This is a genomic window from Saccharothrix xinjiangensis (assembly GCF_039527585.1).
Taxonomy (GTDB): domain Bacteria; phylum Actinomycetota; class Actinomycetes; order Mycobacteriales; family Pseudonocardiaceae; genus Actinosynnema; species Actinosynnema xinjiangensis.
On sequence record NZ_BAAAKE010000001.1, the window covers coordinates 1,029,572 to 1,053,895 of the forward strand.

30 protein-coding genes are annotated in these 24,324 nt (G+C 73.3%); 16 read left to right on the forward strand and 14 right to left on the reverse strand.

Features of this window, described 5'->3' with window-relative positions:
• Nucleotides 1-40: 40 nt before the first annotated feature.
• Genes ABD223_RS04855 through ABD223_RS04865 form a run of 3 tightly spaced genes read left to right on the forward strand, consistent with a single transcriptional unit; the run spans nucleotide 41 to nucleotide 1,703 of the window.
• Nucleotides 41-394, forward strand: a complete 354-nt coding sequence (locus ABD223_RS04855) for a hypothetical protein (protein ID WP_344034613.1) — start codon at nucleotides 41-43, stop codon at nucleotides 392-394.
• Nucleotides 391-1,281, forward strand: coding sequence for a WXG100 family type VII secretion target (locus ABD223_RS04860; protein ID WP_344034614.1), 891 nt, complete (start codon nucleotides 391-393; stop codon nucleotides 1,279-1,281). Before ABD223_RS04855 ends, ABD223_RS04860 begins: the two co-directional genes overlap by 4 nt.
• Nucleotides 1,278-1,703, forward strand: coding sequence for a hypothetical protein (locus ABD223_RS04865; RefSeq protein WP_344034615.1), 426 nt, complete (start codon nucleotides 1,278-1,280; stop codon nucleotides 1,701-1,703). Before ABD223_RS04860 ends, ABD223_RS04865 begins: the two co-directional genes overlap by 4 nt.
• Nucleotides 1,704-1,760: 57 nt before the next feature.
• Here the strand turns inward: ABD223_RS04865 and ABD223_RS04870 are convergent, their stop codons facing one another.
• Nucleotides 1,761-2,330, reverse strand: a complete 570-nt coding sequence (locus ABD223_RS04870) for a hypothetical protein (RefSeq protein WP_344034616.1) — start codon at nucleotides 2,328-2,330, stop codon at nucleotides 1,761-1,763.
• 78 nt (nucleotides 2,331-2,408) lie between these two features.
• On the opposite strand from ABD223_RS04870, the gene pyrE reads away from it, so the two are divergent.
• The 5 genes from pyrE (at nucleotide 2,409) to ABD223_RS04895 (ending at nucleotide 6,088) form a co-directional block, all read left to right on the forward strand.
• Nucleotides 2,409-2,963, forward strand: coding sequence for an orotate phosphoribosyltransferase (gene pyrE / locus ABD223_RS04875; RefSeq protein ID WP_344034740.1), 555 nt, complete (start codon nucleotides 2,409-2,411; stop codon nucleotides 2,961-2,963).
• A gap of 1 nt (nucleotide 2,964) precedes the next feature.
• Nucleotides 2,965-3,654 carry a hypothetical protein gene (locus ABD223_RS04880; protein WP_344034617.1) on the forward strand — a complete coding sequence of 230 codons (690 nt, stop codon included), beginning with the start codon at nucleotides 2,965-2,967 and terminating at the stop codon, nucleotides 3,652-3,654.
• 73 nt (nucleotides 3,655-3,727) lie between these two features.
• Nucleotides 3,728-4,114 (forward strand): DUF2784 domain-containing protein, encoded by a 387-nt coding sequence (locus ABD223_RS04885; RefSeq protein WP_344034618.1) that lies wholly within the window; start codon nucleotides 3,728-3,730, stop codon nucleotides 4,112-4,114.
• 11 nt (nucleotides 4,115-4,125) lie between these two features.
• A complete protein-coding gene (locus ABD223_RS04890; protein WP_344034619.1) occupies nucleotides 4,126-4,914 on the forward strand; it encodes a TrmH family RNA methyltransferase in 789 nt (262 codons plus the stop codon).
• 58 nt (nucleotides 4,915-4,972) lie between these two features.
• The gene (locus ABD223_RS04895; protein WP_344034620.1) at nucleotides 4,973-6,088 is read left to right on the forward strand and encodes a glycoside hydrolase family 76 protein; all 1,116 of its coding nucleotides are present in this window, start codon (nucleotides 4,973-4,975) and stop codon (nucleotides 6,086-6,088) included.
• Nucleotides 6,089-6,181: 93 nt separating this feature from the next.
• Here the strand turns inward: ABD223_RS04895 and ABD223_RS04900 are convergent, their stop codons facing one another.
• Complete coding sequence (locus ABD223_RS04900; protein WP_344034621.1) at nucleotides 6,182-7,141, reverse strand: LacI family DNA-binding transcriptional regulator; 960 nt, start codon at nucleotides 7,139-7,141, stop codon at nucleotides 6,182-6,184.
• A 76-nt stretch (nucleotides 7,142-7,217) separates the two neighbouring features.
• On the opposite strand from ABD223_RS04900, the gene ABD223_RS04905 reads away from it, so the two are divergent.
• Nucleotides 7,218-8,072 carry a PfkB family carbohydrate kinase gene (locus ABD223_RS04905; RefSeq protein ID WP_344034741.1) on the forward strand — a complete coding sequence of 285 codons (855 nt, stop codon included), beginning with the start codon at nucleotides 7,218-7,220 and terminating at the stop codon, nucleotides 8,070-8,072.
• Entirely contained in the window at nucleotides 8,054-8,689 is a 636-nt protein-coding gene (locus tag ABD223_RS04910; RefSeq protein WP_344034622.1) for a nucleoside/nucleotide kinase family protein, read from the forward strand. The genes ABD223_RS04905 and ABD223_RS04910 overlap by 19 nt, the downstream gene beginning before the upstream one ends.
• A 28-nt stretch (nucleotides 8,690-8,717) precedes the next feature.
• On the opposite strand, the gene ABD223_RS04915 is transcribed toward ABD223_RS04910, so the two are convergent.
• Nucleotides 8,718-9,383, reverse strand: coding sequence for a DedA family protein (locus ABD223_RS04915; RefSeq protein ID WP_344034623.1), 666 nt, complete (start codon nucleotides 9,381-9,383; stop codon nucleotides 8,718-8,720).
• A gap of 184 nt (nucleotides 9,384-9,567) precedes the next feature.
• On the opposite strand from ABD223_RS04915, the gene ABD223_RS04920 reads away from it, so the two are divergent.
• Nucleotides 9,568-10,944 carry an FAD-binding oxidoreductase gene (locus ABD223_RS04920; protein WP_344034624.1) on the forward strand — a complete coding sequence of 459 codons (1,377 nt, stop codon included), beginning with the start codon at nucleotides 9,568-9,570 and terminating at the stop codon, nucleotides 10,942-10,944.
• A gap of 66 nt (nucleotides 10,945-11,010) precedes the next feature.
• Here ABD223_RS04920 and ABD223_RS04925 read toward each other — a convergent pair whose 3' ends face one another.
• The 5 genes from ABD223_RS04925 to ABD223_RS04945 all read right to left on the reverse strand — a co-directional run bounded on the left by ABD223_RS04925 (nucleotide 11,011) and on the right by ABD223_RS04945 (nucleotide 15,350).
• On the reverse strand, nucleotides 11,011-11,769 hold the full coding sequence (locus tag ABD223_RS04925) for a DedA family protein (RefSeq protein WP_344034625.1): 759 nt from the start codon (nucleotides 11,767-11,769) through the stop codon (nucleotides 11,011-11,013).
• A 118-nt stretch (nucleotides 11,770-11,887) separates the two neighbouring features.
• On the reverse strand, nucleotides 11,888-12,133 hold the full coding sequence (locus ABD223_RS04930; protein ID WP_344034626.1) for a hypothetical protein: 246 nt from the start codon (nucleotides 12,131-12,133) through the stop codon (nucleotides 11,888-11,890).
• 4 nt (nucleotides 12,134-12,137) lie between these two features.
• Complete coding sequence (gene nagA / locus ABD223_RS04935; RefSeq protein WP_344034627.1) at nucleotides 12,138-13,295, reverse strand: N-acetylglucosamine-6-phosphate deacetylase; 1,158 nt, start codon at nucleotides 13,293-13,295, stop codon at nucleotides 12,138-12,140.
• The gene (locus ABD223_RS04940; RefSeq protein WP_344034628.1) at nucleotides 13,292-14,227 is read right to left on the reverse strand and encodes an ROK family protein; all 936 of its coding nucleotides are present in this window, start codon (nucleotides 14,225-14,227) and stop codon (nucleotides 13,292-13,294) included. Before ABD223_RS04940 ends, nagA begins: the two co-directional genes overlap by 4 nt.
• Nucleotides 14,228-14,771: 544 nt before the next feature.
• Nucleotides 14,772-15,350 (reverse strand): SigE family RNA polymerase sigma factor, encoded by a 579-nt coding sequence (locus ABD223_RS04945; protein ID WP_344034629.1) that lies wholly within the window; start codon nucleotides 15,348-15,350, stop codon nucleotides 14,772-14,774.
• A 64-nt stretch (nucleotides 15,351-15,414) separates the two neighbouring features.
• On the opposite strand from ABD223_RS04945, the gene ABD223_RS04950 reads away from it, so the two are divergent.
• Nucleotides 15,415-15,696 carry a YciI family protein gene (locus ABD223_RS04950; protein ID WP_344034630.1) on the forward strand — a complete coding sequence of 94 codons (282 nt, stop codon included), beginning with the start codon at nucleotides 15,415-15,417 and terminating at the stop codon, nucleotides 15,694-15,696.
• Here the strand turns inward: ABD223_RS04950 and ABD223_RS04955 are convergent.
• Together ABD223_RS04955 and ABD223_RS04960 are read right to left on the reverse strand one after the other, a co-directional pair.
• The gene (locus ABD223_RS04955; protein WP_344034631.1) at nucleotides 15,693-16,553 is read right to left on the reverse strand and encodes an SDR family oxidoreductase; all 861 of its coding nucleotides are present in this window, start codon (nucleotides 16,551-16,553) and stop codon (nucleotides 15,693-15,695) included. The genes ABD223_RS04950 and ABD223_RS04955 overlap by 4 nt on opposite strands.
• A 65-nt stretch (nucleotides 16,554-16,618) precedes the next feature.
• Nucleotides 16,619-17,542, reverse strand: coding sequence for an aldo/keto reductase (locus ABD223_RS04960; RefSeq protein WP_344034632.1), 924 nt, complete (start codon nucleotides 17,540-17,542; stop codon nucleotides 16,619-16,621).
• 92 nt (nucleotides 17,543-17,634) lie between these two features.
• On the opposite strand from ABD223_RS04960, the gene ABD223_RS04965 reads away from it, so the two are divergent.
• Nucleotides 17,635-18,456 (forward strand): LLM class F420-dependent oxidoreductase, encoded by an 822-nt coding sequence (locus ABD223_RS04965; protein ID WP_344034633.1) that lies wholly within the window; start codon nucleotides 17,635-17,637, stop codon nucleotides 18,454-18,456.
• Here ABD223_RS04965 and ABD223_RS04970 read toward each other — a convergent pair.
• Nucleotides 18,453-18,737, reverse strand: a complete 285-nt coding sequence (locus tag ABD223_RS04970; RefSeq protein WP_344034634.1) for a DUF427 domain-containing protein — start codon at nucleotides 18,735-18,737, stop codon at nucleotides 18,453-18,455. The genes ABD223_RS04965 and ABD223_RS04970 overlap by 4 nt on opposite strands.
• Before the next feature lie 93 nt (nucleotides 18,738-18,830).
• On the opposite strand from ABD223_RS04970, the gene fbaA reads away from it, so the two are divergent.
• Nucleotides 18,831-19,865, forward strand: a complete 1,035-nt coding sequence (gene fbaA / locus ABD223_RS04975) for a class II fructose-bisphosphate aldolase (protein WP_344034635.1) — start codon at nucleotides 18,831-18,833, stop codon at nucleotides 19,863-19,865.
• 54 nt (nucleotides 19,866-19,919) lie between these two features.
• Here the strand turns inward: fbaA and ABD223_RS04980 are convergent, their stop codons facing one another.
• On the reverse strand, nucleotides 19,920-21,086 hold the full coding sequence (locus ABD223_RS04980; protein WP_344034636.1) for a serine hydrolase domain-containing protein: 1,167 nt from the start codon (nucleotides 21,084-21,086) through the stop codon (nucleotides 19,920-19,922).
• A gap of 68 nt (nucleotides 21,087-21,154) precedes the next feature.
• On the reverse strand, nucleotides 21,155-22,273 hold the full coding sequence (locus tag ABD223_RS04985) for a hypothetical protein (protein WP_344034637.1): 1,119 nt from the start codon (nucleotides 22,271-22,273) through the stop codon (nucleotides 21,155-21,157).
• 293 nt (nucleotides 22,274-22,566) lie between these two features.
• Between ABD223_RS04985 and ABD223_RS04990 the strand changes: the two genes are divergently transcribed.
• Both ABD223_RS04990 and ABD223_RS04995 read left to right on the forward strand, forming a co-directional pair.
• Nucleotides 22,567-22,977, forward strand: coding sequence for a DUF3151 domain-containing protein (locus ABD223_RS04990; RefSeq protein WP_344034638.1), 411 nt, complete (start codon nucleotides 22,567-22,569; stop codon nucleotides 22,975-22,977).
• A gap of 5 nt (nucleotides 22,978-22,982) precedes the next feature.
• Nucleotides 22,983-24,095, forward strand: a complete 1,113-nt coding sequence (locus ABD223_RS04995) for an FUSC family protein (RefSeq protein ID WP_344034639.1) — start codon at nucleotides 22,983-22,985, stop codon at nucleotides 24,093-24,095.
• Here ABD223_RS04995 and ABD223_RS05000 read toward each other — a convergent pair.
• A complete protein-coding gene (locus tag ABD223_RS05000; protein ID WP_344034640.1) occupies nucleotides 24,076-24,324 on the reverse strand; it encodes a hypothetical protein in 249 nt (82 codons plus the stop codon). The genes ABD223_RS04995 and ABD223_RS05000 overlap by 20 nt on opposite strands.

Genomic DNA, 24,324 nt, shown 5'->3' on the forward strand with positions numbered 1-24,324 from the left:
CCGTCCGAGTCCACCAGTTGGCTCGAAGAGGGGACCGTCGATGGGCGAAGAGTTCAGGGTGGAGCCGGCGCAGCTCCGCGGCTACGCCGAGTTGCTGACCCGCAACGCGCGGCACTTCCAGGTGATCAAGGAGCACGCGGTCGCCAAGGGCGGCGACACCTCCGGGTTCACCGGGCTGCTGTCGCTGCTCCAGCCGGTCGTCACCGGTGTCGCGAACCTGTACGGCGAGACCCTGGACTTCGCCGACCGGACGATGACCAGGGAAGCCGAGGGCCTGACCAAGGCGGCCGACACCTACCAGCGGGGCGAGGAGCTCGTGATGAGCCGCCTCGACCAGGTGCTCGCGCAGCTGGCCGCCGTCGCCGAGGCGCCCACCGTCGGTGGTGGGCGATGACCGCGTACGCCGACGTCGAGGACCCGCAGGTCGCGCTGAGCGCCGCCGCCGAGGACCGGCCCGGACGGCAGAGCACCCGGGAGCTGGTCGAGAAGGCCGGCTGGAAGATCCAGGGCGTCAACTGGATCTACGAGAAGGTCACCGGCGAGAACCTCGTCGAGGCGCTGATCAACCCGCTGCTCGGCGACTTCGAGAAGATCGACGAGAACGCCAACGCGTGGGACCGCGTCGCCAAGGCGCTGGACTCCGTGCGGCACAACGTGGACGCGGGCGTCGAGCAGCTCTCGCCGCACTGGGACGGTGACGCGGCGCAGGCGTTCGAGCTGCGCATGAGCACCATGTGGGCCGTCGCGATCGAAGCGGACTCGCAGGTCGCGCGGATCATCGGCAACCAGTTCCGGTCCACCGCCTCCACCTGCCGCACCGCGTGCGGGCTCGCGCTGACGCTGCTGGACGTGCTCGTCGGCAAGCTCATGGAAGCCGCCATGACCGCGTGGATCCCGGTCGTCGGCTGGGGGCGCGCGGTGTGGATGGTCTACGACGCCGTCCAGGTCGCCGACGCCATCCGGAAGATCATCATCTCCATCCAGACGCTCATCGAGGGCGTCCAGGGCATGGTCGACGGCATCGTCGCCATGGGCACCGCGCTGACCAAGCTGAAGGACGTGCGCGACGTCAACGACCTCCTCGACGTGCTGGACGCCTACCAGGACGGCAAGGAGAAGTACGACAACGGCGCGGCGGCCGCGAAGTCCGGCGGCATCGGCATCGCGATGGGCGGCTACGGGCTCGGCAAAGCCGGCTACGCGGCGCACGGCCGCTACCAGGCGCCACCGCCGACCGCGCCGGCCCCGGCGCCGGCCGGCTCCGGCGGGGGTGAGCAGTGACCTTCCCGTACGACAGGGCGCGGCTGGACGCGCTGGTCGCCGACGTGGAGGCGCGGCTGGCGAACGTCGAGCGGACCGCGCGGGCGGCGAGCCAGGTGCGGATGCGGTCCCGCGGCCTCAGCGACGCCGACCTGGCGGAGATCTCGCGGCACGCGAACTCGCCGGGCGCGCCGCGCGAGCTGAAGGAACTGGCGCGGCGCGTGGACGCGGGCGAACTGTCCTGGCGGGACGTCGCTTCCGGACGGGCCGCGGACGACGAGGGCGTGCAGCGGGCGTTGCGGACGGGCGTGCCGGACCTCCAGCGCGCCTACACGGCCATCCTGGAGGGCGACGACCCGGAGGACGTGGTCACGTCGGGGCGGCCGCGCGCGGTCCGCGACGACGAGGACGGGCCGGGCGAGTTCACCGAGGACGCCTGGTAGGCGGGAGCCGGCCGGCCGGTCGTGGCTGCGGTGGATCGTGGCCGGCCGGTCGTCCCGTCAGACCGGCGTGGGGAAGTCGAAGCCGCCGCTGCCCGTGTGGTTGGTGCCCGCGCCCCGGACCACGTCGTAGGCGACGGCGGTGGCGATGGCCAGTGAGCGCAGCGGCTCGGGGGTGCCCGGGCGCAGGCGGAGCACGTCCTGGCGCACCCGCTTCCCGTCGCGCCTGGTGATCGCGCCCGCGCTGAAGCTCGCGACCTCGTGGAACAGCGCCAACCGCTGACCGGCGGGGTCGAGCAGCGCGTACGCGCCGCGGCCCTCCAGGCGCACCGCGCCGACCGGTGAGCCGTCGGGGCGGGTGACCCTGGTCGGCGGCCGCCAGCGGCCCTTGTCGAGCAGCAGCACCGGTTGGCCCCGGTGGGTCAGGGCCAGGGCGAACCTCGTGCGGCCGGAGAAGCCGGTGAGGCGCAGCAGCCTCCGGAGGGGGCCCAGCAGGCCCCGGTCGGTCACCGCGGCCTGCGGTTCGCCGCTCTCGGAGCGCACCCGGACCTCGTACCGGGAGCCGAACAGGTGGCGGGCGGGGCCCCAGGGCTGCTCGATGACCAGGGTGTGGATGCCGGGGAGGATCACGGTGCGCAGCCTACGGCGGGGTCGTGGTGTGTCGGGGCGCAACGGTGTATGACAGTCTTGGCACCCGTGCGAACCGATGTGGTGCTGGACCCCGACGCCAAGGCCGAGTTGGCGCGGTTGGTGAGCGAGTTGGCCGTGGTGCACGGCAAGGTCACGCTGTCCTCGGGCGCCGAGGCCGACTACTACGTCGACCTGCGCCGGGCGACGCTCCACCACGCGGCCGCGCCGCTGATCGGCAGGCTGCTGCGGCAGCTCACCGCGGACTGGGACTTCGCGGCGGCCGGCGGGCTCACGCTCGGCGCCGACCCCGTCGCCTGCGCGATGATGCACGCCGCCGCGGCCGAGGGCGAGGTGCTGGACGCCTTCGTGGTGCGCAAGGCCGGCAAGCAGCACGGCATGCAGCGCCAGGTCGAGGGCTTCGACGTGGCCGGGCAGCGCGTGCTCGCGGTCGAGGACACCTCCACCACCGGCGGCAGCGTGCTGACCGCCGTGGAGGTGTTGCGCGCGCACGACGCCACCGTGGTCGGGGTGGCGACCGTCGTGGACCGCGGCACGGGCGCGCGCGAGGCCGTCGAGGCCGCGGGCCTGCCCTACCGCCACCTGCTCGACCTCGCGGACCTGGGCCTGGCCTGACATGGTCTCGCTGGTCCTGCTCCTGGTGATCTTGGCGATCCTCGGTGTCGGGGTCGCCGCGGGGTTGTCGCGCCGGAAGCGGAACCCGTTCACGGACCAGCGGTTCGTGAACGAGTGGGAACAGCGGATGCGGGCGCTGGAGGCGTCCCTGGGGTGGCGGTTCGTCGCCGAGGACCAGGGGTTCCAGGAACGAGTGCCGCAGATCGGCCGGATGCTGGAGGCCGACCGCAGCCGGGTGAAGTTCCAGCTGGTCGGGCACTGGCGCGGGGCGCCCGTGCTGGCGGTCGAGGTGGTGCTGCGCACCGACAACGCGGTGACCGCGGGGTACCGGTCCTACTCGGTCGTGGTCGTGCCGCGGCCGATGCCCGGGCCCTGGGTGCTGATCAGCCCGCGCAACGACAGCGCGTGGGGCCTGTTCGAGCAGTTCACGGTCACCGGGGACCCGGTGTTCGACGCCCGCTACGAGGTGCGCCGCAAGAACCCCGCGTTCGCCACCGCCCTGCTCGGCTCCGGCCTGGCGCACGCGCTGCTGCACGACCCGCGGGCCAACGGCGTGGCCATCGCCTTCGACGAGCACACCCTGGCCGCCGCCGTGCCCGGACCGCTGGTGGGCGCACCGCTGCCGGTGCTGGCCGACCTGCTGCTGGACGTGGCGGGCAACGTGCCCTGGCAGTCGCTGCCCAGGGGCTGACGGGCGTCCGGTAACCGGGAATTCCCCAACGCGTGATCGTCCCCGGGCCTACCCTGGGGGCAGGGAGGTCCCTATGGTGGCGCGCGGATTAGCCGAACTGGTCATGGTGGTGCACTTCGGGGTCCTGGGATTCCTGGTGGTGGGCGGCTTCCTGGCCTGGCGTTGGCCGAAGGTCGTCTACTTCCACGCGGCGATGGCCACGTGGGGGCTGCTGGTCGTGCTGTTCCCGATCGCCTGCCCGCTGACCTGGCTGGAGAACACCTTCCGCGAGGCCGCCGGGCAGGAGCCGCTGGCCGTCGGGTTCATCGACACCTACATCGACGGCGTCCTCTACCCCGACTCCGCGGCACGCCCCGTGCAGGTGCTGGTCGCGCTCGTCGTGCTCGGCTCCTGGGTCGGCCTCTACCTCAGGCGGCGCGCCGGGCAGCGCGCGTCGCGGGGCGCCGAGGCCTACCGCTGAACCGGCCTACCATGGCCCGGTCGTTCGAGACCGGGGGTGTTGTGGGCGGGCAGGTCGTCCTGGAGGGTTTCCACGCGGTCAAGCACGCGCTGCGGTTCGGCGCGCGGGTGCGGTCCGTGGTGGTGCTGGACCTGGAGCGGGCGCTGGGGCTCGCGCGGTCGCACGCGCCTGATGTGGTGGGCGAGTTCGAGCGGCGCGCCGAGGTCGTCGACGCGGGCGAGTTCGCCCGGAGGATCGGGCGGTCCCACCCCACGGGGGTCGCGGGGATCGCCGAACGACCCGCTGAGCAGGCGGGGCACGCGGGGCCGGCAGGGCAGCCTGAGCAGGCGGGGCACGCGGGACGGGCGGGTGCGGCGGAGCGGGTGGCGGGCGCGCCGCTGGTGCTGCTCGACAACCCGCGCAACCTGGGCAACTTCGGCGCGGTGATCAGGGTCGCCGCCGGGCTCGGCGCCGGGGGCGTGGTGTCCCTGGGCGACGTCGACCCGTGGCACCCCACCGTGCTGCGCGGCAGCGCCGGCCTGCACTTCGCGCTGCCGGTGCGGCGGCTGGGCGGCGTGGACGAGGTCGAGGGGCGGGTCGTCGCCTTCGACGCCGGCGGGGCGGACCTGCGGGACCAGCGGATCCCGGACGACGCCGTGCTGGCCTTCGGGTCCGAGCGCCACGGCCTGTCGGACGCGGTGCGGGCGCGGGCCGACCTGGTCGTGTCCCTGCCGATGCGGCCGCTGGTGTCCAGCTACAACCTCACCACGAGCGTCGCCATGGCCCTCTACCACTGGGAGCTGTTCCGGCGGCCGCGCTGACCGGTGGGGGTCCCGGACCGGCGAGCTTCTTGACCGATTCAGTTGGCACTCTGGGCACGTGACCACACCGAACCTCCTCGCCGCGCGCGCCGCGGTCGCGGAACGTGCCGTCGAGTCCAGGCACCTGCGCCGCGTCTGGGGGCTGCCGGGCACCGCGCTCGGCGCGGTCTCGTGGCCCGCCGGCCCGCGCGACCGCCTGCACGTCCGGTTCAACTACTGGTGGCAGGCGCACCTGCTCGACTGCGTGCTCGACGCCCAGCTCCGCTCGCCCGGCGGCGCCCGCGCGGCGCTGGTGCGGCGGCTCGTGCGCGGCATCCGCCTGCGCAACCTCGTCGGGTGGACCAACGACTACTACGACGACGTCGCGTGGCTGGGCCTGGCGCTGCTGCGCGCCGAGCGGGAGGTCGGGGTCGCCCGGCCCCGCGCCGTCGCGGCGATCGCGCGACGCCTCCGCGACGGCTGGACCGACCACGGCGGCGGCGGCATCTGGTGGAAGCGCGACGACGACTTCAAGAACGTGCCCGCCAACGGCCCGGCGGCCATCTTCTTCGCCCGCCTCGGCACGCCGGCCGACCTCGGGCGGGCCCGGTCCATCCTGGACTGGGTCGAGGGGCGCCTGCGCGACCGGGACACCGGGCTGCTGTGGGACGGGCTGCACGTCCACCCCGACGGCTCGGTGCGGGAGGTCGAGAAGAACTTCTACACCTACTGCCAGGGCGTGGTGCTCGGCGCGTGCGTGGAGGTGGGCGACGCGTACGACGACGAGGCCGCGCGGATCATCCGCGCCGTGGACGAGCACCTCGCGGTCGACGGCGTGCTGCGCGGGCACGGCGGCGGTGACGGCGGGCTGTTCGGCGGGATCCTCACCCGGTACCTCGCGCAGGCGGCGCTGCGGCTGGACCGGCCGGAGGCGGCCCGCGCGGCGGACCTGGTGTTCTCCTCCGCCGAGGCGGTGTGGGCGAACCGGGCCGCGGTGGTCGGCGGGCCGCTGTTCGGTCCGGAGTGGAGCGAGCGCGCGTGCCCGCCCGAGGGCGACCGGCCGCCCGGCCACGGGTGGGAGCGGGGACGCGGGTGGACGCGGCCCGAGCGGGACCTGTCCGTGCAGTTGGGGGGGTGGATGGCGGTGGAGGCCGCGGCGTTGTTGGAGCGCAACGGGATGGCGCCGGGGCGGTAGCGGGCCGGGAGGGCTGGAGCGCTGGAGGGGCGAGTCGAGGTCGGGTCGAGGGCGGGGTGGGCCTGGGGGCGGGGGCGGGGTCGGCGGGAAGCCCTACTCGTGGCAGCCGCACGACCGGCGGTGCCGCAGCGTCGGCGGCAGCCGGATCGTCTCGGGCGCCCGGTCCGGCTCCTCGATGCGCGCCAGCAGCAACCGCACGGCGGTCCGGCCGATCTCCTCCACCGGCTGCGCCATCGTGGTCAGCGGCGGCTCGACCAGTTCGGCCCACTCCACCTCGTCGTAGGTCACCAGGGCCAGGTCCGAGCCGATCCGCAGGCCGTGCGCGCGGGCCGTGCGCAGCACGTCGACCAGCACGTGGTGGTCGTTCACCACCACCCCGCTCACCTGCCCGAGCAGCGGCTCCAGGGACGGCCGCACCAGCGCCTCGTCCCACGCCAGCCCGGCCCGGCCGAGGCCCAGCCGGTAGCCGAGCACCCGCTCGTCGGTGGTGGCGAGGCCGGGCGTGCCGGACACCAGGCCGATCCGCCGGTGCCCCAGGTCCGCCAGGTGCCGGACCAGGGTCGACGTGGCCTGCACGTTCTCCGGGCCGACCTGGTCGGTGTCCTGCGCCACCGTGAGCCGGTCCACCAGCACCGTCGGCACGTCGAGCCGGCGCAGCTCGGGCAGCGCCGCCGAACCGGACGTGGGCGTCAGCAGCACCCCGTCCACCCGGCGCGACCGCAGCATCCGCACGGCGGCCTGCTCGCTCTCGGCGTCGCCCCGGGTGTTGATCAGCACCAGGGTGTAGCCGGCGCGGGTCGCCTCGCTCTCGATCGCCGCGATCAGCTCGGCGAAGTACGGGTGCGACACCAGCGACACCGCGAGCCCCAGCGACTTCGTGCCGCCGGTGACCAGCGAGCGCGCGATGGCGTCGCCGGTGTAGCCGGTCTCCTCGATCGCCTTCAGCACCCGGTCCCTGGTGTCCGGCGCGACCGGCCTGGTCTCGTTGATCACGTGTGAGACCGTGGTGATGGAGACGCCGGCGAGACCGGCGACCTCCCGCATGGTGACCATGGAGCCGTCCCCGTCTGAGCTGCGCAAGCGATTGCGTGCCGCACTTTACCTGGTAGGAGGTCGGAACGTGGTTTCCGTGCTGTGTGTCGGGCTGACCACGGTGGACGTCAGCCAGCTGGTGGCCGAGTTCCCCCTGCCGGGGCAGAAGGTGCAGTCGCTGGGCGTCGACCTGGCGCCGGGCGGTCCGGCGGCGAACGCGGCGCGCGCGGTGGCCGCGCTGGGGCACCGGGCGGTGCTGCTGACCTCGTTGGGCGGTGAGCTCGGCGGGTTCGCCCGGGAACGGCTGCGGCCGGTGGAGGTGCGGTCGGTCGGGGCGGGCGGGCCGGCGCTGAGCATGGTGGTGGTGCGGGAGCGCGACGGCGAGCGGACCGTGGTCTCGCGCAACGCGGCGGGGTTCGACGGGGCGGCCGGCGACGGATCGGTGGACGCGGAGGTGCACGCGGAAGTGGGCGCCGCGGTGGGTGAGGCGGACGTGGTGCTGGTGGACGGTCACCTGGGTCCGCTGGCGCTGGCGGCGGCGCGCCTGGCGAGGCGGAGGGGCGTGCCCGTGGTGCTCGACGCGGGGAGCTGGAAACCTGTGCTCGACGACCTGCTGCCGCTGGTGGACGTCGCGGCGTGCGCGGAGGGCTTCGAGCTGTCGGAGCGCGAGGTGCACGACCGGGGCGTGCCGCTGGTGATCCGGACGCACGGCCCGCGCCCCGTCACCTGGTCGCGCGGTGGTGCCACCGGCTCGCAACCGGTACCTGTTGTCGAGGTGCGCGACACCAACGGCGCGGGCGACGTGTGGCACGGCGCGCTGGCGGTGGCGGTCGCCCGGGGCGACGAGACGGCCGACGCCGTCCGCTGGGCCAACGAGGTCGCGGCGGTGCGCGTGCGCAACACCGCGTGGGATTGGGTGGAGGAGCTGGGACGGTGGCGGGACAGGCGGTGAGGTTCGACGAGCTGGTCGACCGGGCGCGGGTGCTCGTGGACACCGGCGAGCGCAAGCTGCTCGGCATCGGCGGCGCGCCGGGCTCCGGCAAGTCGACGCTGGCGCGGCGACTGGTCGCCGCGCTCGGGCAGGACGCCGTGCTGGTCGAGATGGACGGGTTCCACCTCGCGCAGCGCGAGCTGGAGCGACTGGGCGTCGCCGACCGCAAGGGCGCGCCGGACACGTTCGACATCCCCGGCTACGTCGACCTGCTGGCCAGGCTCAAGGCGTGCGGGCCGGACGTGGTGTACGCGCCGGAGTTCCGCCGCGAGATCGAGGAGCCGGTCGCGTGCGCGGTGCGGGTCGACCCGGGCGTGCCGCTGGTCGTCACCGAGGGCAACTACCTGCTGATGCAGTACGACAAGTGGAAGCGCGTGCGGGTCGTGCTCGACGAGGCGTGGTTCCTGATGATCGACGAGGACCTGCGCGTGTCGCGGCTGATCGACCGGCACGTCCGGTACGGGCGGTCGGTCGAGGACGCGCGGGAGCGCGTGCTGCACGGCACCGACCACGTCAACGCGCTCATGGTGAACGCGTCGAAGTCGGCCGCGGACCTGCTGATCACCGACGTGACCTAGCGCCGGGGTGACCTGGCGCCGGGGTGACCTAGCGGGCGGCGGTCTCCTCCTCCTCGACCGGCTTCTTCATCTCCTGCCGGTAGCGGTGCAGGCCGAAGGCCGTGCCGACGACGAAGAACGCGACGCTCGCCACGACCGCGACGGTCTCCAGCCACGGCACCGCGGCCAGCAGGCCCGCGCCGTAGTAGCCGGCGAGCACCAGGGTCGGCACCCACGCGATCGCGCCGATCGTCGTGGCCAGCATGAACCGCTTCGGGTCCATGCGCGCCGCGCCCGCGATCATCGGGGCCAGCGTGCGCACCCACGGTATCCAGCGGGCCAGCACGATGGCCCAGAAGCCGCGCCGGTCGAGGAAGTCGCGGGCCTTGGCCAGGTTCTCCTTGTTGAGCACCTTGCCACCGCGGCGGGCCAGCAGGCGGGTGCCGGTGTGCCGGCCGATGTAGTAGCCGATCTGGTTGCCGACGACGGCGACGACCAGCGCGGCCACCGACAGCAGCCAGGCCGACACCTCGCTGTCGTGCGAGGCGAGCACGACGCCGGCGGCGAACAGCAACGAGTCGCCGGGCAGGAACAGGCCGAACACGAACGCGCACTCGATGAAGATGAAGCTCAGCGTGATGAGCCACACGGCCGTGGGACCTGCGGAATCAAGCGAGCCGAGCGCGATCGCTCCGGACGATGCGGACAACACCACGTGTGCAGGGTACGTGGGCGCGCGGCGTTCCCCGGACGACTCCGGGACAACGGCTCGTCGAAAGGTTCGCGTCGGGGAGGGGACGAGCGCGGGCGCGGTGGTGTCGGCGGCGGGTTCGCGGGACGCGGAGTGGTCGGCCGGGCACGCACTGGAGTCGGTGCGGAAAGCGGGTTAGCGTGGGCGGATGGGGTCGTTGCTGGCCGAGCTCCGCGCCGCCGTCGGCGCCGACGGCGTGCTGACCGATGTCGACGTCACCGCGGGCTACCAGCGGGACATGATGCCGCTGGCCCCGTTCGGGAGACCGCTGGCCGTCGTGCTGCCGACCTCGACCGAGCAGGTCCAGGCCGTGGTCCGGGCGTGCGGGCGGGCCGGCACGCCGATCGTGCCGCGCGGGGCCGGGAGCGGGCTGTCGGGGGCGGCGAACGCGGTCGAGGGCTGCGTGGTGCTGGCCACGACGAAGATGAACGCGATCCTGGAGGTCGACCCGGGCAACCGGCTGGCCGTGGTCGAACCCGGCGTGGTCAACCTCGACCTGCGCGGCGCGGTGGAGGCGCACGGGCTGTTCTACCCGCCCGACCCGTCCAGCTACGACTGGTGCACGATCGGCGGCAACCTGTCCACCAACGCGGGCGGGCTGTGCTGCGTGAAGTACGGGGTCACCACGGACTCCGTGCTCGGGCTGGAGGTGGTCCTCGCCGACGGCGAGCTGCTGCGGACCGGCCGCCGGACCGTCAAGGGCGTCGCCGGGTACGACCTGACCAGGCTGTTCGTCGGCAGCGAGGGCACGCTGGGCGTCATCACCCGGGCGACCCTGGCGCTGCGTCCGCTGCCGCAGGCGCCGGCGACGCTGGTGGCCGCGTTCGGCGGCACGGCGGCGGCTGGCGCCGCGGTCAGCCGGGTGGTCGCCGAGGGCGTCGTGCCGTCGCTGATGGAGATCATGGACCGCACCTCCATCCGGGCCGTCGAGCAGTACCTCAAGACGGACCTGGGCGCGGACGGGGCGCTGCTGCTGTGCCAGTCGGACTCGGGCGGCGAGGCCGCCCGGCGGGAGCTGGCGGCGATCGAGCGGGCGTGCGTCGAGGCCGGCGCGGACCTGGTCTACGCGACCGAGGACCTGGCGGAGGGACGTGACCTGCTGGCCGCGCGACGGGTCGTGCTGACCGCCCTGGAGGTCTACGGCGCGTGGCTGACCGACGACGTGTGCGTGCCGCGGACCAGGATCGCCGACCTCATCGCCGGGTGCGAGCGGATCGCCGCCGAGGTGGGGCTGAAGGTCGCCGTGGTCGGCCACGCCGGCGACGGCAACATGCACCCGACGATCGTCTACGACCCGTCGTCCGAGGACGAGTTCGCACGGGCGCGGCGGGCGTTCGACGAGATCCTGGGCCTGGGGCTCGCGCTCGGCGGGACGGTGACCGGCGAGCACGGGATCGGGAAGATCAAGCGGGAGTGGCTGGCGCGCGAGATCGGGCCGGTGGGGCTGCGGGTGCACCGGGGGATCAAGGAAGCGCTGGACCCGGGGCGCCTGTTCAACCCCGGGTCCATGTTCGAGCTGTGCTGATCGGCGTCGCAGTCGTGCTGATCGCGTCCCGGCTGTGCTGATCGCGTCGCAGTCGTGCCGAGGGCTTCAGTCCAGGCGCTTCATCTGCTGCGTGACGGCCGAGTCGTCGATCAGGTCGTCCACGCGGTCGATGACCTCGGTGATGTCCTGCGCCTCCTGGGCGAGCAGGGACTTCTTCTCCCGCTTCGCCTTGATGACCTCGATGATGATCGGGACGACCGAGAGCAGCACGATCAGGATCAGCATCATCTCGATGTTCTCCCGCACGAACGGGATCTTCCCGAGGAAGTAGCCGAGGACGGTGAGGCCCGCGGCCCACGCGATGCCGCCGATGAAGGAGTACGTGAAGTACTTGCGCTGGTCCATGCGGCCGACGCCCGCCATGGCGGTGATGAACGTGCGCACGATGGGCACGAACCGGGCCATGACGATCGCGCGCGCCCCGTACTTCTCGAAGAACTCCTCCGTCTTGTCGACGTACTCCTTCTTGAAGATCTTCGAGTCGGGCTTGCTGAACAGGGCGGGTCCGGCCCGGTAGCCGATCCAGTAGCCGACCACGTTGCCGAGCATCGCGCACGCCGTGAGCAGCACGCACACCAGCCACAGCGGGTAGTCCAGCAGACCGGTGGCCACGAACATGCCCGCGGTGAACAGCAGGGAGTCGCCGGGCAGGAAGAAGCCGACCAGCAGGCCGCACTCGGCGAAGACGATGAAGCACAGGCCGACCAGCATGTAGGGCCCGAGTCCTGAGAGCAGGACCTCCGGGTTGAGCCAGTCCGGGCCGAGGGCAATCGTGGAGGTGGGCGCGACTGTCACGGCGGACACGGTACAGGGCTCACCTGAGAGGAGTCTTCGCCCGCAACCTGAGCGGTGCTCGTTCGGGGGTGGGGGCCTGGGGCCGGGTGTCCGGGGTGGGGTGCCTGAGGTGGGGGCCCTGGGCAGGTCACCTGAGGGTCATCACGGCCACGACCGTGCCGGAGGCCAGGCCCAGCAGGGTGGCGAGGAGCAGGAGCCAGGCCGTGCCGGTGGGGCGGGTGCCGGGCGTGCGGTCGGTGTCCGGGTCCCCCGGGGTCGATTCCCCGGTGGGCGCCACCCCGGTGGCCGGCACCGGGAGGAGGTTGTGCGCGCCGGAGCTGGTGGCCTGGGCGCGCAGGGCCTCGGCCACCAGCTTCTCGGGGTCGTCCGACACGCGGTCAGTCTTTCACCCACGCCCCTCGGCTCATCACCTCGCGTGGCCTGAGGTCGGCGTCCAGGACGACGACGTCGGCGCTGAGGCCCGCTTCGAGGCGGCCGGTGCGGTGCTCCAGGCCGAGCAGGCGCGCCGGCCGGGTGGCGGTGGCGTGCACCGCCTCGACGACGGTCAGGCCGCACGACGTGACGGCGTTGCGGAAGGCCGCGTCCATGGTGAGCGTGCTGCCCGCGAGGGAGGCGCCGCCGGCCAGCGTGGGGACGCCGTCCACCACGCGGACCTCCAGGCCGCCCACGTCGTAGACGCCGTCGCCCACGCCGGCGGCGGCGATGGCGTCGGTGACCAGGACGGTGCGGTTCGGGCCGGCGTGCCGCGCGGCCAGGCGGACGGCCGTGGGGTGCAGGTGCACCAGGTCGCAGATCAGCTCGACGGTGACGCGCTCGTCGTCGAGGAGCGCGCCGATCGGGCCCGGCTCGCGGTGGTGCAGCGGCCTCATGCCGTTGAACAGGTGCGTGGCGACGCTCGCGCCCGCCTCGACCGCCGGGCGGATCTGCGCCTCGGTGGCGTCCGTGTGCCCGATCGCGGCCAGGACATCGTTGTCGACGAGGTGGCGGACCGCGTCGACGCCGTGGTCGAGCTCCGGCGCGACGGTGATCATCTTGACCGTGCCGCCGCCGGCGTCGAGCAGCCGGTCGATCGACCGGCGGTCGGGCGGGCAGAGGATGGCGGGGTCGTGCGCGCCGCAGCGGGCGGCGGACAGGAAGGGCCCCTCCAGGTGGATGCCCGCGAGGACGCCGTCGCGGACGAGTTCCGACAGCGCCGAGACCTGGCCGGCCAGCTCCGGGATCGGGCGGGACACCAGGCTCGCGAGGAGCGTGGTCGTGCCGTGCTTGCGGTGCGCGTTGGCCGCCTTGCTCACCCGGTCGGGATCGGCGCTGGTGAACGCCTCACCGCCGCCGCCGTGGCAGTGGATGTCCACGAAACCCGGGACCACCCAGCCCCCGCCCAGGTCGGTCGTCGGCCCGTCCGGGTGCGCGCCCTCGCCGACGGCCGCGATCAGGCCGTCGCGCACCGCGACCCAGCCCTGGTCGAGCACCCCGTCGGGCGTGACGACCCGACCACCGGTCAGGGTCACGTCCACCGGTCCACCCCACGTGCTCATGTCTCCTCCAGCATGTCGATGGCCAGCAGCGCCGCGCCGAGGCAACCGGCCTCGTCGCCCAACGCGGCAGGCCGCAGTTCCGGGCGCCGCTGGAACGTGACCAGCTCGTCCAGGCGTTGGCCGAGCGGATCGGTCAGCAGCGGGCCCGCCAGTGCCAGGCCTCCGCCCAGCACCACCGCTTCCGGGCCGAGCAGGGCCGCCACCAGCAGGATGCCCCTTGCCAGGGCGTCAACCGCCTCGTCCCAGACGACCTTCGCGTCCGGGTCGCCCGCTCGGAGGCGCTCGGCGACCTCGGCGGCCCCGTTGACCGGCACTTTCGCGCGCTGGGCGTAGCGGCGGGCGATGGCGGCGCTGCTCGCGCGGGCCTCGACGCAACCGGTTTGGCCGCAACCGCACGGGTCGGGGTGGCCCACGTCGACGTGGCCGACCTCGCCCGGGGCGTCGGTGACGCGGCCGTCGATGACGAGGGCGGCGGCGATGCCGGTGCCGATCGGCATGATCACCGCGTTGCGGAGGTCCCTGGCGCTGCCCAGGCGGAGTTCGGCCAGGCCGCCCGCGCGGACGTCGTGGCCGAAGGCGACGCGGGTGTTGGTGGCGGCTTCGAGGCTCTTGGTGAACGGGTAGTCGCGCCAGCCCAGGTTCGCGGAGTAGACGCCGGTGCCGGTCGGTTCGTCGACGATGCCCGGGACGACCAGGCCGATCGCGTCCACGGGGTGCGGTGTGGCGGTGCGCAGGTCTTCCACCAGGGCGGACACGTCCTCGATCACGGCGTCGCCGGTGGGGCGGGTGGGGCGGCGCTGCTGCTTGAGGACGACGGGTGCGGTGGGGGTGCCGGTGGTGCTGCCGGTGGTGGTGCCGGTGGGTGTGCTGCTGCTGGTAGGTGCGGTGTTGGGTGCGGTGGGAGGTGTGCCGGTGGGGGTGCTGGTGATCAAGGCCGCCTTGGTTTCGGTCCCGCCTACGTCCACCGCGATTACGTGTCTGGTGCGCGCCACGAGGTCCGATACTGCGGCATGTGACCACCATTGGTCTATACCAAGTGCCGGATTGGGTTGGTTTGGGTGTCCTGGCGAGACGGTTTGGTCTCAGTGGTCGGCCGGGGTTGGCGGGGGTTGGCGGGGTTCACGGGCGGTCGCTCGCCGCTGGGCAGGCCTCCGGGGGAGGGGCGGGACGCTCGTCCTCTCCCGTATGGCCTGCCGGAGGCAACCACCCTTGTCAAGGGGTCCGCGAAGGGCGTGCGGACCCCTTGACAAGCGCGGTAGGGCTGCGCCCAGGCCATACGGGAGAGGACGAGCGCGGCACCGCTCTGACGCTGCGCGTCAGCCCGAGAGTCCGCGTGTCCTCCAGTCGGACATCGCGTGTCGTCCAGTCAGGCATCGCGAGTCGTCCGGTGGGACATCGCGAGTCGTACGTTCAGGTCCACCGTGTCCCACGTTCAGGACGGGTGAGTTCTGCGTTCGGGATGCCTGGTTCGGTGGCTCAGCGGTTGGCCATGATCTTTTGGAGGGCGTCCAGGGCGCGGCTGGCGGTGCTCTTCACGGTGCCCTTGGAGATGCCCGTGGCCTCGGCGATCTCGGCTTCGGAGAGGTCGCCGTAGTAGCGGAGGACCAGGACTTCGCGTTGGCGCGGGGGGAGTTGGGACAGGGCCGCCACCACGGCTTGGTGCTCGGCGGTGAGCATGGCCAGGCTTTCCGCCGAACGGGCGTTGGCCACGTGGGGCGGGGTGTAGTCGCGGGCTGTTTTGCGGCGGCGGAGGACGCTGCGGGAGCCGTTGACGACGGCGGTTCGCAGGTAGCCGACGGCGGCTTGGGCGTCGCGCAGGTTGGACCAGTGGCGGTGGAGGCCGGTGAAGGCTTCCTGGACCACGTCCTCGGCCGTGGCCGGTTCGTCGACCAGGAGGAGGGCCAGGCGCACCAGGCGCATGCGGTGCTGGCGGTAGAGGTCTTCCAGGGTCAGCGGGCCTGTGGGGGCCGGGGCCTTGCTGTCCTGGATGCGCAGGTTCGTCAGGGTGTCCTGCACGCGTGCGACGCCGCCGCTGTTCTGATCCGGACCGACCACGGGGATGACGTTACCTGGTTGGGGGGTAGCTTCGGCGCGACGTTGGACATACGGAGGTGGGCTGGTGGCTCGGTTCGCGGTCGAGTGGGTGTTCGGCGAGGACCAGGAGGGGCGGTTGGCGGTTCGGCCGGCGCACCGGGAGTACCTGGCGGGGCTCGTCGAGCGCGGGGTGCTGCTCGTGTCGGGGCCCTGGGCGGACCAGTCGGGTGCGCTGCTGGTCTACGAGGTGGCGGACGAGGCCGCGTTGCGGGAGGTGCTGGACGCCGACCCGTACACGCGCGCCGGGGTGATCGCCGGGACGCGCGTGCACGAGTGGCAGACGGTGATGGGCGCCTGGGTTCCTTAAGGGTTTTGCTTCTTCGCGGCGGTGCCGCCCGGGCCCACCAGGCCTGACAGGTCGTTGGTCGCCATCTCGCGGTCGGCGGTGGGCACCAGTTTGCGCGCCTGCCGCTCGACGACCTTCGGGGTGAGCGCGCGGACCAGCTTGAGGCCGCCGACCCAGGAGGGGACGTGGATCGACCTCGCGCGGCGGTCGATGCCCTTGACCACGGCTTTCCCCACGTCGGAGACCGGGTACTTCTTGCTCGCCAGGCCGGGCATGCCGTTGCGCAGGGGGCCGAACACCGGGTGCTCGTCGGCGCTGTTGACCATGTCGGTGGCGATCCAGGAGAAGTAGGCGGTGCCGACGTCGACGCCCAGGTGGCGCACCTCGGCGCGCAGGCTGTTGGCGAACGCCTCGCAGCCCGCCTTCGCGGCCGAGTAGGCGGCGTTGCCGGGGATGTGCACGATCGCGGCCAGTGACGAGACGACCAGGCAGTAGCCGCGGCTGGCGACCAGGTGCGGCAGGCAGGCGCGGACCGTGCGCCAGACGCCCAGCAGGTTGACCTCGATGACCCGTTCGAACGCGTCCGGGTCCATGGAGCGGATGAAACCGGTGGCGGCGATGCCCGCGTTCGCCACCACGACGTCGATGCCGCCGTAGTGGTCCACGACGCCGGCGATGGTCCGCTCCAGGGCTTCCCGGTCGGTGACGTCCGCCTCCCACGCCCGGCCGCCGCACTCGGCGGCCACCTGGTGCAGCTGGTCGGCTTCCAGGCCGACCAGGGCCAGTTTGGCGCCCCGGCCCGCCAGGCGTCTCGCCACTTCGGCGCCGATGCCCCTGGCCGCGCCGGTGACCACGACAACCTTGCCCGCAACGTCCACGGTGACCTCCTCAGGGCTGGGGAGGCCACCGTAACCCAACTTACCGGCAGTAAGCTACTGGTGGGTTAAATGGAGTTCAGGGTGGCGACGTCCTCCTGGGTGAGGCGGAGGGTCAACGCCGGGATCAGGTCGTTGAGCTGCTCTTTCGTCCGGGCGCTCGCGATGGGGGCGGCCACCGTGGGCTGCGCCGCGAGCCAGGCGAGGGCCACCGCCGACTGGGTGGTGCCGTGGGCCTCGGAGATCTCGTCGAGGGCCTTGAGGATGCGCAGGCCGCGGTCGTCCAGGTACCGGGAGGCGGCCTTGGCGCGGACGCTGTCGACCTCGACGCCCTCGCGGTACTTGCCGGTCAGGAAGCCCTTGGCCAGGCCCCAGTAGGGCGCGGTGGCGAGGCCGTGCGACTCGACGGCCGCGCGGAGCTCGCCCTCGTAGGAGCGGTCGACGAGGTTGTAGGCCTGCTGGAGGGCGACGAACGGGGTGAGGTTCTCGCGTTCGGCGGTCTCCATGGCCGAGGTGAGGCGTTCGGCGGTGTAGTTGGACGCGGCGACGTGCCGGACCTTGCCCTTGCGGACCAGCGCGTCGAACGCGGCCAGGGTCTCCGCCTGGTCGGTGCCCGGGTCGTCCTGGTGCGCGTAGTACAGGTCGATGTGGTCGACGCCCAGGCGGCGCAGCGAGTCCTCGGCGGCGCGCTCGATCGTGCCCGCCCGCAGGTCGTCCAGGCCGCGGAGCATGCCGACCTTGGTGGCGACGACCACCTGGTCGCGGTTGCCGCGCCGGGCGAGCCACCGGCCGATGACCGTCTCGGACTCGCCGCCGGTGTGGCCCTCGGCCCACGCCGAGTAGGCGTCGGCCGTGTCGATGAAGTCGCCGCCCGCCTCGGTGTAGCCGTCGAGCACCGCGAACGAGGTCTCCTCGTCCGCGGTCCAGCCGAAGACGTTGCCGCCCAGGCAGAGGGGCGCCACGTCCAGGTCGCTGGTTCCCAGTTTCGTCATGCGGCGAACGTAGCTCCGGGCGCCGGTGGGCGCCGATCGGAGCAGGCAGGACTAAAACGTGTGGCCGCGTCGTTGCTTCGACGGGAGGCGAAATGGCTGTGGAGTTGGGGCGGTACGGCGTGTGGGGCCCGGCGGACCAGTGGGTCGGCCGGGGCGAGGACGCCGCTGAGCTGGAAGAACTCGGTTACGGGGCGCTGTGGCTCGGTGGTTCGCCGGACGGGTCCGTGATCGGGACCGTCGGCGACCTGCTGGACGCGACCGAGAAGATCGCGGTGGCGACCGGGATCCTGAACGTGTGGACCACGCCCGCCGGCGAGGTCAACGACGGCTACCGGGCCCTGGCCTGGACGGACCGGTTCCTGGTCGGCATCGGGGCCGGGCACCGGGAGACCGTGGGTGAGGTTTACCACAGCCCGTACCGGAAGCTGCTGCACTACCTGGACGAGCTGGACGTGCCGCGGGACCGGCTGGCGCTGGCGGCCCTGGGGCCGCGCGTGCTGCGGCTGGCGGCGGCGCGGACCAGCGTCGCCCACCCCTACCTGGTGACGCCCGAGTACACGGCCGAGGCGCGCGAGGTCGTGGGGCGCGGCGTGGTGCTGGCGCCCGAGCAGCACGTGGTGCTGGAGGAGGACCCGGCGCGGGCCCGCGAGCTGGGCCGGCAGGCGCTGGCGTTCTACCTGCGGCTGCCCAACTACACCCGGAACTGGCTGCGGCACGGGTTCACCGAGGACGACCTGGCGGGCGGCGGCAGCGACCGGCTGGTCGACGCCCTGGTGGCCTGGGGTTCGCTCGAACGGGTCACGCGGCGGCTGCGCGAGCACCACGAGGCGGGCGCCGACCACGTGGCGGTGCAGGTGGTCGGCGCCGGTGACGTGCGGGCCGCGCACCGGGAGCTGGCGGCGGCCCTGGCCTAGTCGGAGACCTCGACGCCGCGCCAGAAGGCGATGTGGCCCTTGATCTCGGCCGCGGCCTCCTTGGGCTCCGCGTAGTACCACGCGGCGTCGGGGTTCTCCGCCCCGTCCACGTGGAGGGTGTAGTAGTTCGCCGTGCCCTTCCACGGGCAGACCGTCGTCGTCTCCGACGGCCTCAAGTACTGCGCGTGAACGGATTGCGCGGGGAAGTAGTGGTTCCCCTCCACGATCCGGGTTTCGTCGCTCTCGGCGATGACCTCGCCGTTCCACCGTGCGGTCGCCATGGACCCCACTATGCCGGTGATCAACTTCTGCCGCAGGGGGTAGCCGTAGGATGCTGCCGACACCGCGTTCCGGGCACCCGAGGAGGACCACCGATGCCCATCGCAACCCCCGAGGTCTACGCCGAGATGCTTGACCGCGCCAAGGTGAACGAGTTCGCCTACCCCGCGATCAACGTCACCTCGTCCGAGACCCTCAACGCGGCGCTGCGCGGCTTCGCGGAGGCAGAGAGCGACGGGATCATCCAGGTCTCGACCGGCGGTGCGGAGTTCGCCTCCGGCACCAAGGTCAAGGACATGGTGACCGGCGCGGTCGCGCTCGCCGAGTTCGCGCACGTGGTCGCCGAGAAGTACCCGGTGAACATCGCGCTGCACACCGACCACTGCCCCAAGGACAAGCTGGACGGCTACGTCCGCCCGCTGGTCGCGATCAGCCAGGAGCGGGTGGACCAGGGTCGCAACCCGCTGTTCCAGTCGCACATGTGGGACGGCTCGGCCGTGCCGCTGGACGAGAACCTGAAGATCGCCTCGGAGCTGCTCGACCTCACCGCCAAGGCGAAGATCATCCTGGAGATCGAGGTCGGCGTCGTCGGCGGCGAGGAGGACGGCGTCGCGCACGAGATCAACGAGAAGCTCTACACCTCGCCCGAGGACTACCTGAAGACGGTGGACGCGCTGGGCGCCGGCGAGAAGGGCCGCTACCTGGTGGCGGCGACCTTCGGCAACGTGCACGGCGTCTACAAGCCGGGCAACGTGAAGCTGCGCCCCGAGATCCTCAAGCAGGGCCAGGACGTGGTGGCCGAGAAGCTGGGCCTGCCCGCCGGCTCGAAGCCGTTCGACCTGGTCTTCCACGGCGGCTCCGGCTCGCTGCTGGAGGAGATCCACGAGGCGCTGACCTACGGCGTCATCAAGATGAACATCGACACGGACACGCAGTACGCGTTCACCCGTCCGATCGTGGGTCACTTCTTCCAGAACTACGACGGCGTGCTGAAGGTGGACGGCGAGGTCGGCAACAAGAAGGCCTACGACCCGCGGTCCTACCTCAAGGCCGCCGAGCAGGGCATGGCCGCCCGCATCGCCCAGGCGTGCGAGCACCTGAAGTCGTCCGGCCGCATGATCGCCGGCTGACACCGCGGCACGTCGAAGGCCCTCTCCGGGTGTTCCCCGGAGGGGGCCTTCGCGCTACCGGCCGTACATGCGGCAGAGGGCCGCGTCCACCAGGGCCCGCTGGGCCGCGGCGGCCTCGGGGCGCGCCAGGTCGTAGGTGGTGGTCAGCAGCACGGTGACCGCGCGGGCGCCGGTCGGGTCGGTGTAGTGGTGGCTGCGGTAGCCGGGGAAGCCGCCGGAGTGGCCCCAGGCGACCCCGCACGGCGAGTGGACCTCCATGACGCCCAGGCCGTAGCCGTCGCCGTTGCCCCGGGGCACGGAGTCGCGCAGCTCGGCGAGGTGGCCGGCCGGGAGCAGGCGGCCGGACATCAGCGCGCCCAGGAAGCGCTGCCAGTCGCGCGCGGTGGACACCAGGCCGCCCGCCGCCCACGCCGGGTGCAGGTCGATGCCCGTGACGTCCACGTGGTCGTGGCGGCGCGGCCCGGCGAAGCCCTCGCCGATGGGCGCGCCCGGCGGGAACAGCGGCGCCAGGTGCTCGGGGTCCGGCTCGTAGCCGTGGGCGTGCCGGCCCGCGAAGCGCGCGTCGCGGGGCAGGTAGGTGTCGCGCAGGCCCAGCGGCCGGGTGATCCGGTCCACGACGAGGCTCTCGTAGGACCGGCCGGTCGCGCTCTCCAGGACCAGGCCGGCGAGGGTGTAGTTGGTGTTGCTGTAGTCCCAGCGCTCGCCCGGCGCGAACAGCGGCGGGTGGTCGAACGCCACGGCCAGCAGGTCGGCCGGCGCCCACGGGTCGGTGGTCCGGCCGGTCAGCAGGGGCAGCGCGCGGACGTCGTCCAGGTAGTCGAACAGGCCGCTGGTCTGGTTGAGCAGCATCCGCGTGGTGATGGCGCCGCCGTTCGGCACGCCGCCGGGCAGCCACCGCTCGACCGGGGCGTCGAGGTCGAGCACGCCCTCGGCGTCGAGCTGGAGGGCGAGCGTCGCGGTGACCGTCTTGGTGTTGGAGGCCATCCGGAACTCGTCGCCGGCGCGCAGGTGGTGGTCGGCACGGGTCCAGCCGGCCTGCCGGACCAGCTCGGTCACCCGGCGGCCGTCGTCCACGCGGACGACGACGCCCGGGATGCCCGCGGCCAGCGCCCGCCCGACCTCGTCGTGGAGGCCGGCGGGCGCGGCTCGCGCGGCGGTGGCCGTGGTGGTCGCCAGCGCGGCGGCCACCAGCGCGGCGGTCAGGGACGCGGCTCGGCGCATCGGGTGCTCCTCCCCCTGGGGGCTTCGGTGTCACCGCCGATCCTCGGGGGGAGCGCCGAGCGGGGGAATCAGGCGGTCACCCGTGGTTCCCGGGGGGTTCTCCTCACCGCCAGGCGGTCGGCGGCCACCCACAGCGCGGCCAGGACCAGGAACGCCGCGACGGCCGACGGGTAGGAGATCGGCGGCGCCGCGTCGAGGGACTGCTGCGCCCAGATCCCGCCGTAGCCGAGGCCGGTGACGGCGGCCGCGCCGAGCACGGCGGCGAGCGGCGCGGGCACCCGGCCCAGGTGGGCGACGTCCACGGCCAGGCCGATGAGCAGCAGGAACAGCGGCACGGTCGACACCGGGAAGTCCGCGCCCGCGAGCAGCGGCCAGATCAGGCAGCGGTAGGCGACGTAGCCGCCCGCCACGGCGGTCGCGGCCCAGCGCCGGTCGAGGGTGCGGCGGGCCAGGACGAGCACCAGGGCGGCCGCCACGAGGCCCCACACCGGGTACACCCAGTCCGCGATGGGCAGCGAGAACTGCACCACGGCCTGGCGGTCGACCGGGCGGCCGATCTGGTCCGCGGCGAACTGGAGCAGGATCGGCTCGGCGTACGGCTCGCCGCGGTCCCACGAGGCGATCTCCAGCACCCCGTACTCCTGGTGCTGGTTGGGGAACCAGGCGTTCTCCAGGAAGAAGAACCACAGTGCGGCCAGGCCCGGGACCTTCCAGCGGCCCGCCGGGTAGTGCTGCCGCCACCCCCTGATCGCGCCCGCGAGCATGATCGCCGTGCCCAGGTAGAGCAGGGCGTGCGAGCCGCTCCACGACGTGATGTCCAGGCCGTTGATCCGGTGGTTGATCAGGTCGATCGGCAGCGCCACCAGGAACACGCCGGTGCCCCACTGCATCAGGCGCAGGGCCTTCTTGTCCGCGCCGTAGCCGGTGTAGGTGTGGAAGAGCGTCAGCCCGACCACGAGCGCCGTGCCCAACGTGTTGATCATGTGCGGTGGGGCCAGCTCGTCCCGCAGCCACTTGAAGTGCCAGGCCACGTCCCAGGACGAGCCGAGCAGCTTGAGCAGCAGGCCGAGCAGCCACAGCCGGTACAGCGCCGCGGACAGGTCGGCGGGCGTGCCCCGACCCGGTTCGCCGCGTTCCCAGTAGAGGTCGCGGTAGCGCGCGACCCGGTCGACAACCCCCGTCTTCACCTGCCCATGATGGGGTGCGGTCCGGGCCACCGGAAGGGTGTTGTCCCCCGGTTTTTCACCACTACCCCTTAGGGGCACGAGCAGTGACCAGGAGATATCTCACTGTTGCCGCCCCAAGGGGGTGACGGGCGTTGCTCCGAGTGCCCGCAGGCGGCAGGGTGCGTGACCTGGAAGTCCGCCGAGAGCACCGGGAGCGAAGCAGATGGGCAAGAAGGTCGTGGCAGGCGTCGTCGTGTCGGCGATGGTGCTGGCGCTGGTCGCTGCCGCCGCGTCGGTCTTCCTATCCTGACCGCATGGAGAACCTGTTCGGCGGTCCCGAACCCACGTTGCTGCCCGACCGGCCCGAGGCGCAAGCCGCGGCCGAGGCGGGCACCGACCCCGCCAAGATCGTTCGCGCCTACCCCGACTTCAGCGAGGCGTGGGCGCTGCTCGCCGAGCGCGCGTTGCAGGCGGGCGACCCGGTCGCGGGGTACGCCTACGCGCGCGCCGGCTACCACCGCGGGCTGGACCAGCTGCGCCGCTCGGGCTGGCGCGGGCACGGCCCGGTGCCGTGGTCGCACCGCCCCAACCAGGGCTTCCTGCGCGCGCTGGCCGCGCTGGCCCGCGCCGCCGACGAGATCGGCGAGACCGAGGAGCACGAGCGCTGCCGGCAGTTCCTCGCCGACAGCGACCCCTCCGCGCCCGCCGCGCTCGGCCTGAGCTGACGCTCGTGGTCGAGGTGCGCGCCGAGGTGGCGCGCAGGCTCCAGCGGTGGCGGAGCACGGCCCTGCCGATCGCGCAGGCCGGGCTCGCCGCCGGGCTGTCGTGGCTGGTCGCCACCGAGGTGGTCGGGCACGCGCACCCGTTCTTCGCCCCCATCGCCGCGGTCGTCTGCCTGGGCGTGTCGCTCGGGCAGCGGCTGCGGCGCGTGGTCGAGCTGGTCGTCGGCGTCGCGGTCGGCATCGGCGTCGGCGACGTGCTGATCTCCCTCATCGGCTCGGGGCCGTGGCAGATCGCGCTGGTGGTGGCGCTGGCGATGTCCTCGGCGGTGCTGCTCGACGGCGGCGCGGTGATCGCCCTCCAGGCCGGGTCGTCGGCCGTGCTGGTGGCGACCCTGCTGCCGCCCAGCGCGGGCGGCGGGCTGGACCGCATGGTCGACGCGCTGGTCGGCGGCCTGGTCGGGCTCGCGGTGACGGCGCTGCTGCCCGCGAACCCGCTGACCGTGGCGCACCGGCAGGCGAGGGTGGTGTTCGGCGAGCTGGCCGCCGCGCTGCGCGGCGTGGCCACGGCCGTCGCCGAGCGGGACGCCTCGCAGGCGGCCGGCGTGCTGGCGCGGCTGCGGGACAGCCAGGAGGCGGTGGACGAGTTCAGGTCGGCGCTCAAGACCGGCGGCGAGATCGCCGCCATCGCGCCGATCCGCTGGCGCAGCAGGCACGACCTGGGCCGCTACGAGACGGCCGCCGTGCCGCTGGACTACGCGCTGCGCAACACGCGCGTGCTGGCCCGGCGGGCGCTGGCGGCCCTGCGCGACGGCGAGCGGGCGCCGGAGGTGCTGCCCGGCGTGCTGCGGGAGTACGCGGCGGCGGTGGACCTGCTGCGCACCGAGCTGGGGCGCGGCGAGGAGCCGAAGCGGGCGCGGACCGCGGTGTGCGAGGCGGCGCGGGCGACCACGCGGCAGCTGGGCGGCGAGGGCTTCTCGACCCGGGTGGTGCTGGCGCAGGTGCGGTCGGTGGCCGTGGACCTGCTCCAGGCCACCGGCCTGTCGCGGGCCGAGGCGGCGGAGTCGTTGCCGCCCCTGACGCGCGGGGGCGGCGACGACGAGGTCAGCCCTCCGGCCGGTTGAGCACGCCGAGCAGCACCTCGTGCACGGCGTCGTGGTCGCGCGGGTCGGCCAGCCGGCACGAGGCGCCGGTGACGGCGTACCACTCCTCCGCGCCCTCGTAGCGCACCAGCGCGCGCAGCACCCCGTCGTCCAGGGTGGTGCGCAGCTCAAGGTCGCCGGTCACCACGCCGACCTCGTCGGTCATCACGCCGCCTGGTCCGGCCACGAAGGGGGAGGAGCGGTCAGCCAT

Excerpts from the sequence above, each read along its gene's own strand:
- ABD223_RS04855 (WP_344034613.1), top strand. The coding sequence starts at position 41 with ATGGGCGAAGAGTTCAGGGTGGAGCCGGCGCAGCTCCGCGGCTACGCC.
- ABD223_RS04860 (WP_344034614.1), top strand. The coding sequence starts at position 391 with ATGACCGCGTACGCCGACGTCGAGGACCCGCAGGTCGCGCTGAGCGCC.
- ABD223_RS04880 (WP_344034617.1), top strand. The coding sequence starts at position 2,965 with ATGGTCTCGCTGGTCCTGCTCCTGGTGATCTTGGCGATCCTCGGTGTC.
- ABD223_RS04885 (WP_344034618.1), top strand. The coding sequence starts at position 3,728 with ATGGTGGCGCGCGGATTAGCCGAACTGGTCATGGTGGTGCACTTCGGG.
- ABD223_RS04890 (WP_344034619.1), top strand. The coding sequence starts at position 4,126 with ATGGCCCGGTCGTTCGAGACCGGGGGTGTTGTGGGCGGGCAGGTCGTC.
- ABD223_RS04900 (WP_344034621.1), bottom strand. The coding sequence starts at position 7,141 with ATGGTCACCATGCGGGAGGTCGCCGGTCTCGCCGGCGTCTCCATCACC.
- ABD223_RS04920 (WP_344034624.1), top strand. The coding sequence starts at position 9,568 with ATGGGGTCGTTGCTGGCCGAGCTCCGCGCCGCCGTCGGCGCCGACGGC.
- nagA (WP_344034627.1), bottom strand. The coding sequence starts at position 13,295 with ATGAGCACGTGGGGTGGACCGGTGGACGTGACCCTGACCGGTGGTCGG.
- ABD223_RS04960 (WP_344034632.1), bottom strand. The coding sequence starts at position 17,542 with ATGACGAAACTGGGAACCAGCGACCTGGACGTGGCGCCCCTCTGCCTG.
- ABD223_RS04965 (WP_344034633.1), top strand. The coding sequence starts at position 17,635 with ATGGCTGTGGAGTTGGGGCGGTACGGCGTGTGGGGCCCGGCGGACCAG.
- ABD223_RS04970 (WP_344034634.1), bottom strand. The coding sequence starts at position 18,737 with ATGGCGACCGCACGGTGGAACGGCGAGGTCATCGCCGAGAGCGACGAA.
- fbaA (WP_344034635.1), top strand. The coding sequence starts at position 18,831 with ATGCCCATCGCAACCCCCGAGGTCTACGCCGAGATGCTTGACCGCGCC.
- ABD223_RS04980 (WP_344034636.1), bottom strand. The coding sequence starts at position 21,086 with ATGCGCCGAGCCGCGTCCCTGACCGCCGCGCTGGTGGCCGCCGCGCTG.
- ABD223_RS04990 (WP_344034638.1), top strand. The coding sequence starts at position 22,567 with ATGGAGAACCTGTTCGGCGGTCCCGAACCCACGTTGCTGCCCGACCGG.
- ABD223_RS05000 (WP_344034640.1), bottom strand. The coding sequence starts at position 24,324 with ATGGCTGACCGCTCCTCCCCCTTCGTGGCCGGACCAGGCGGCGTGATG.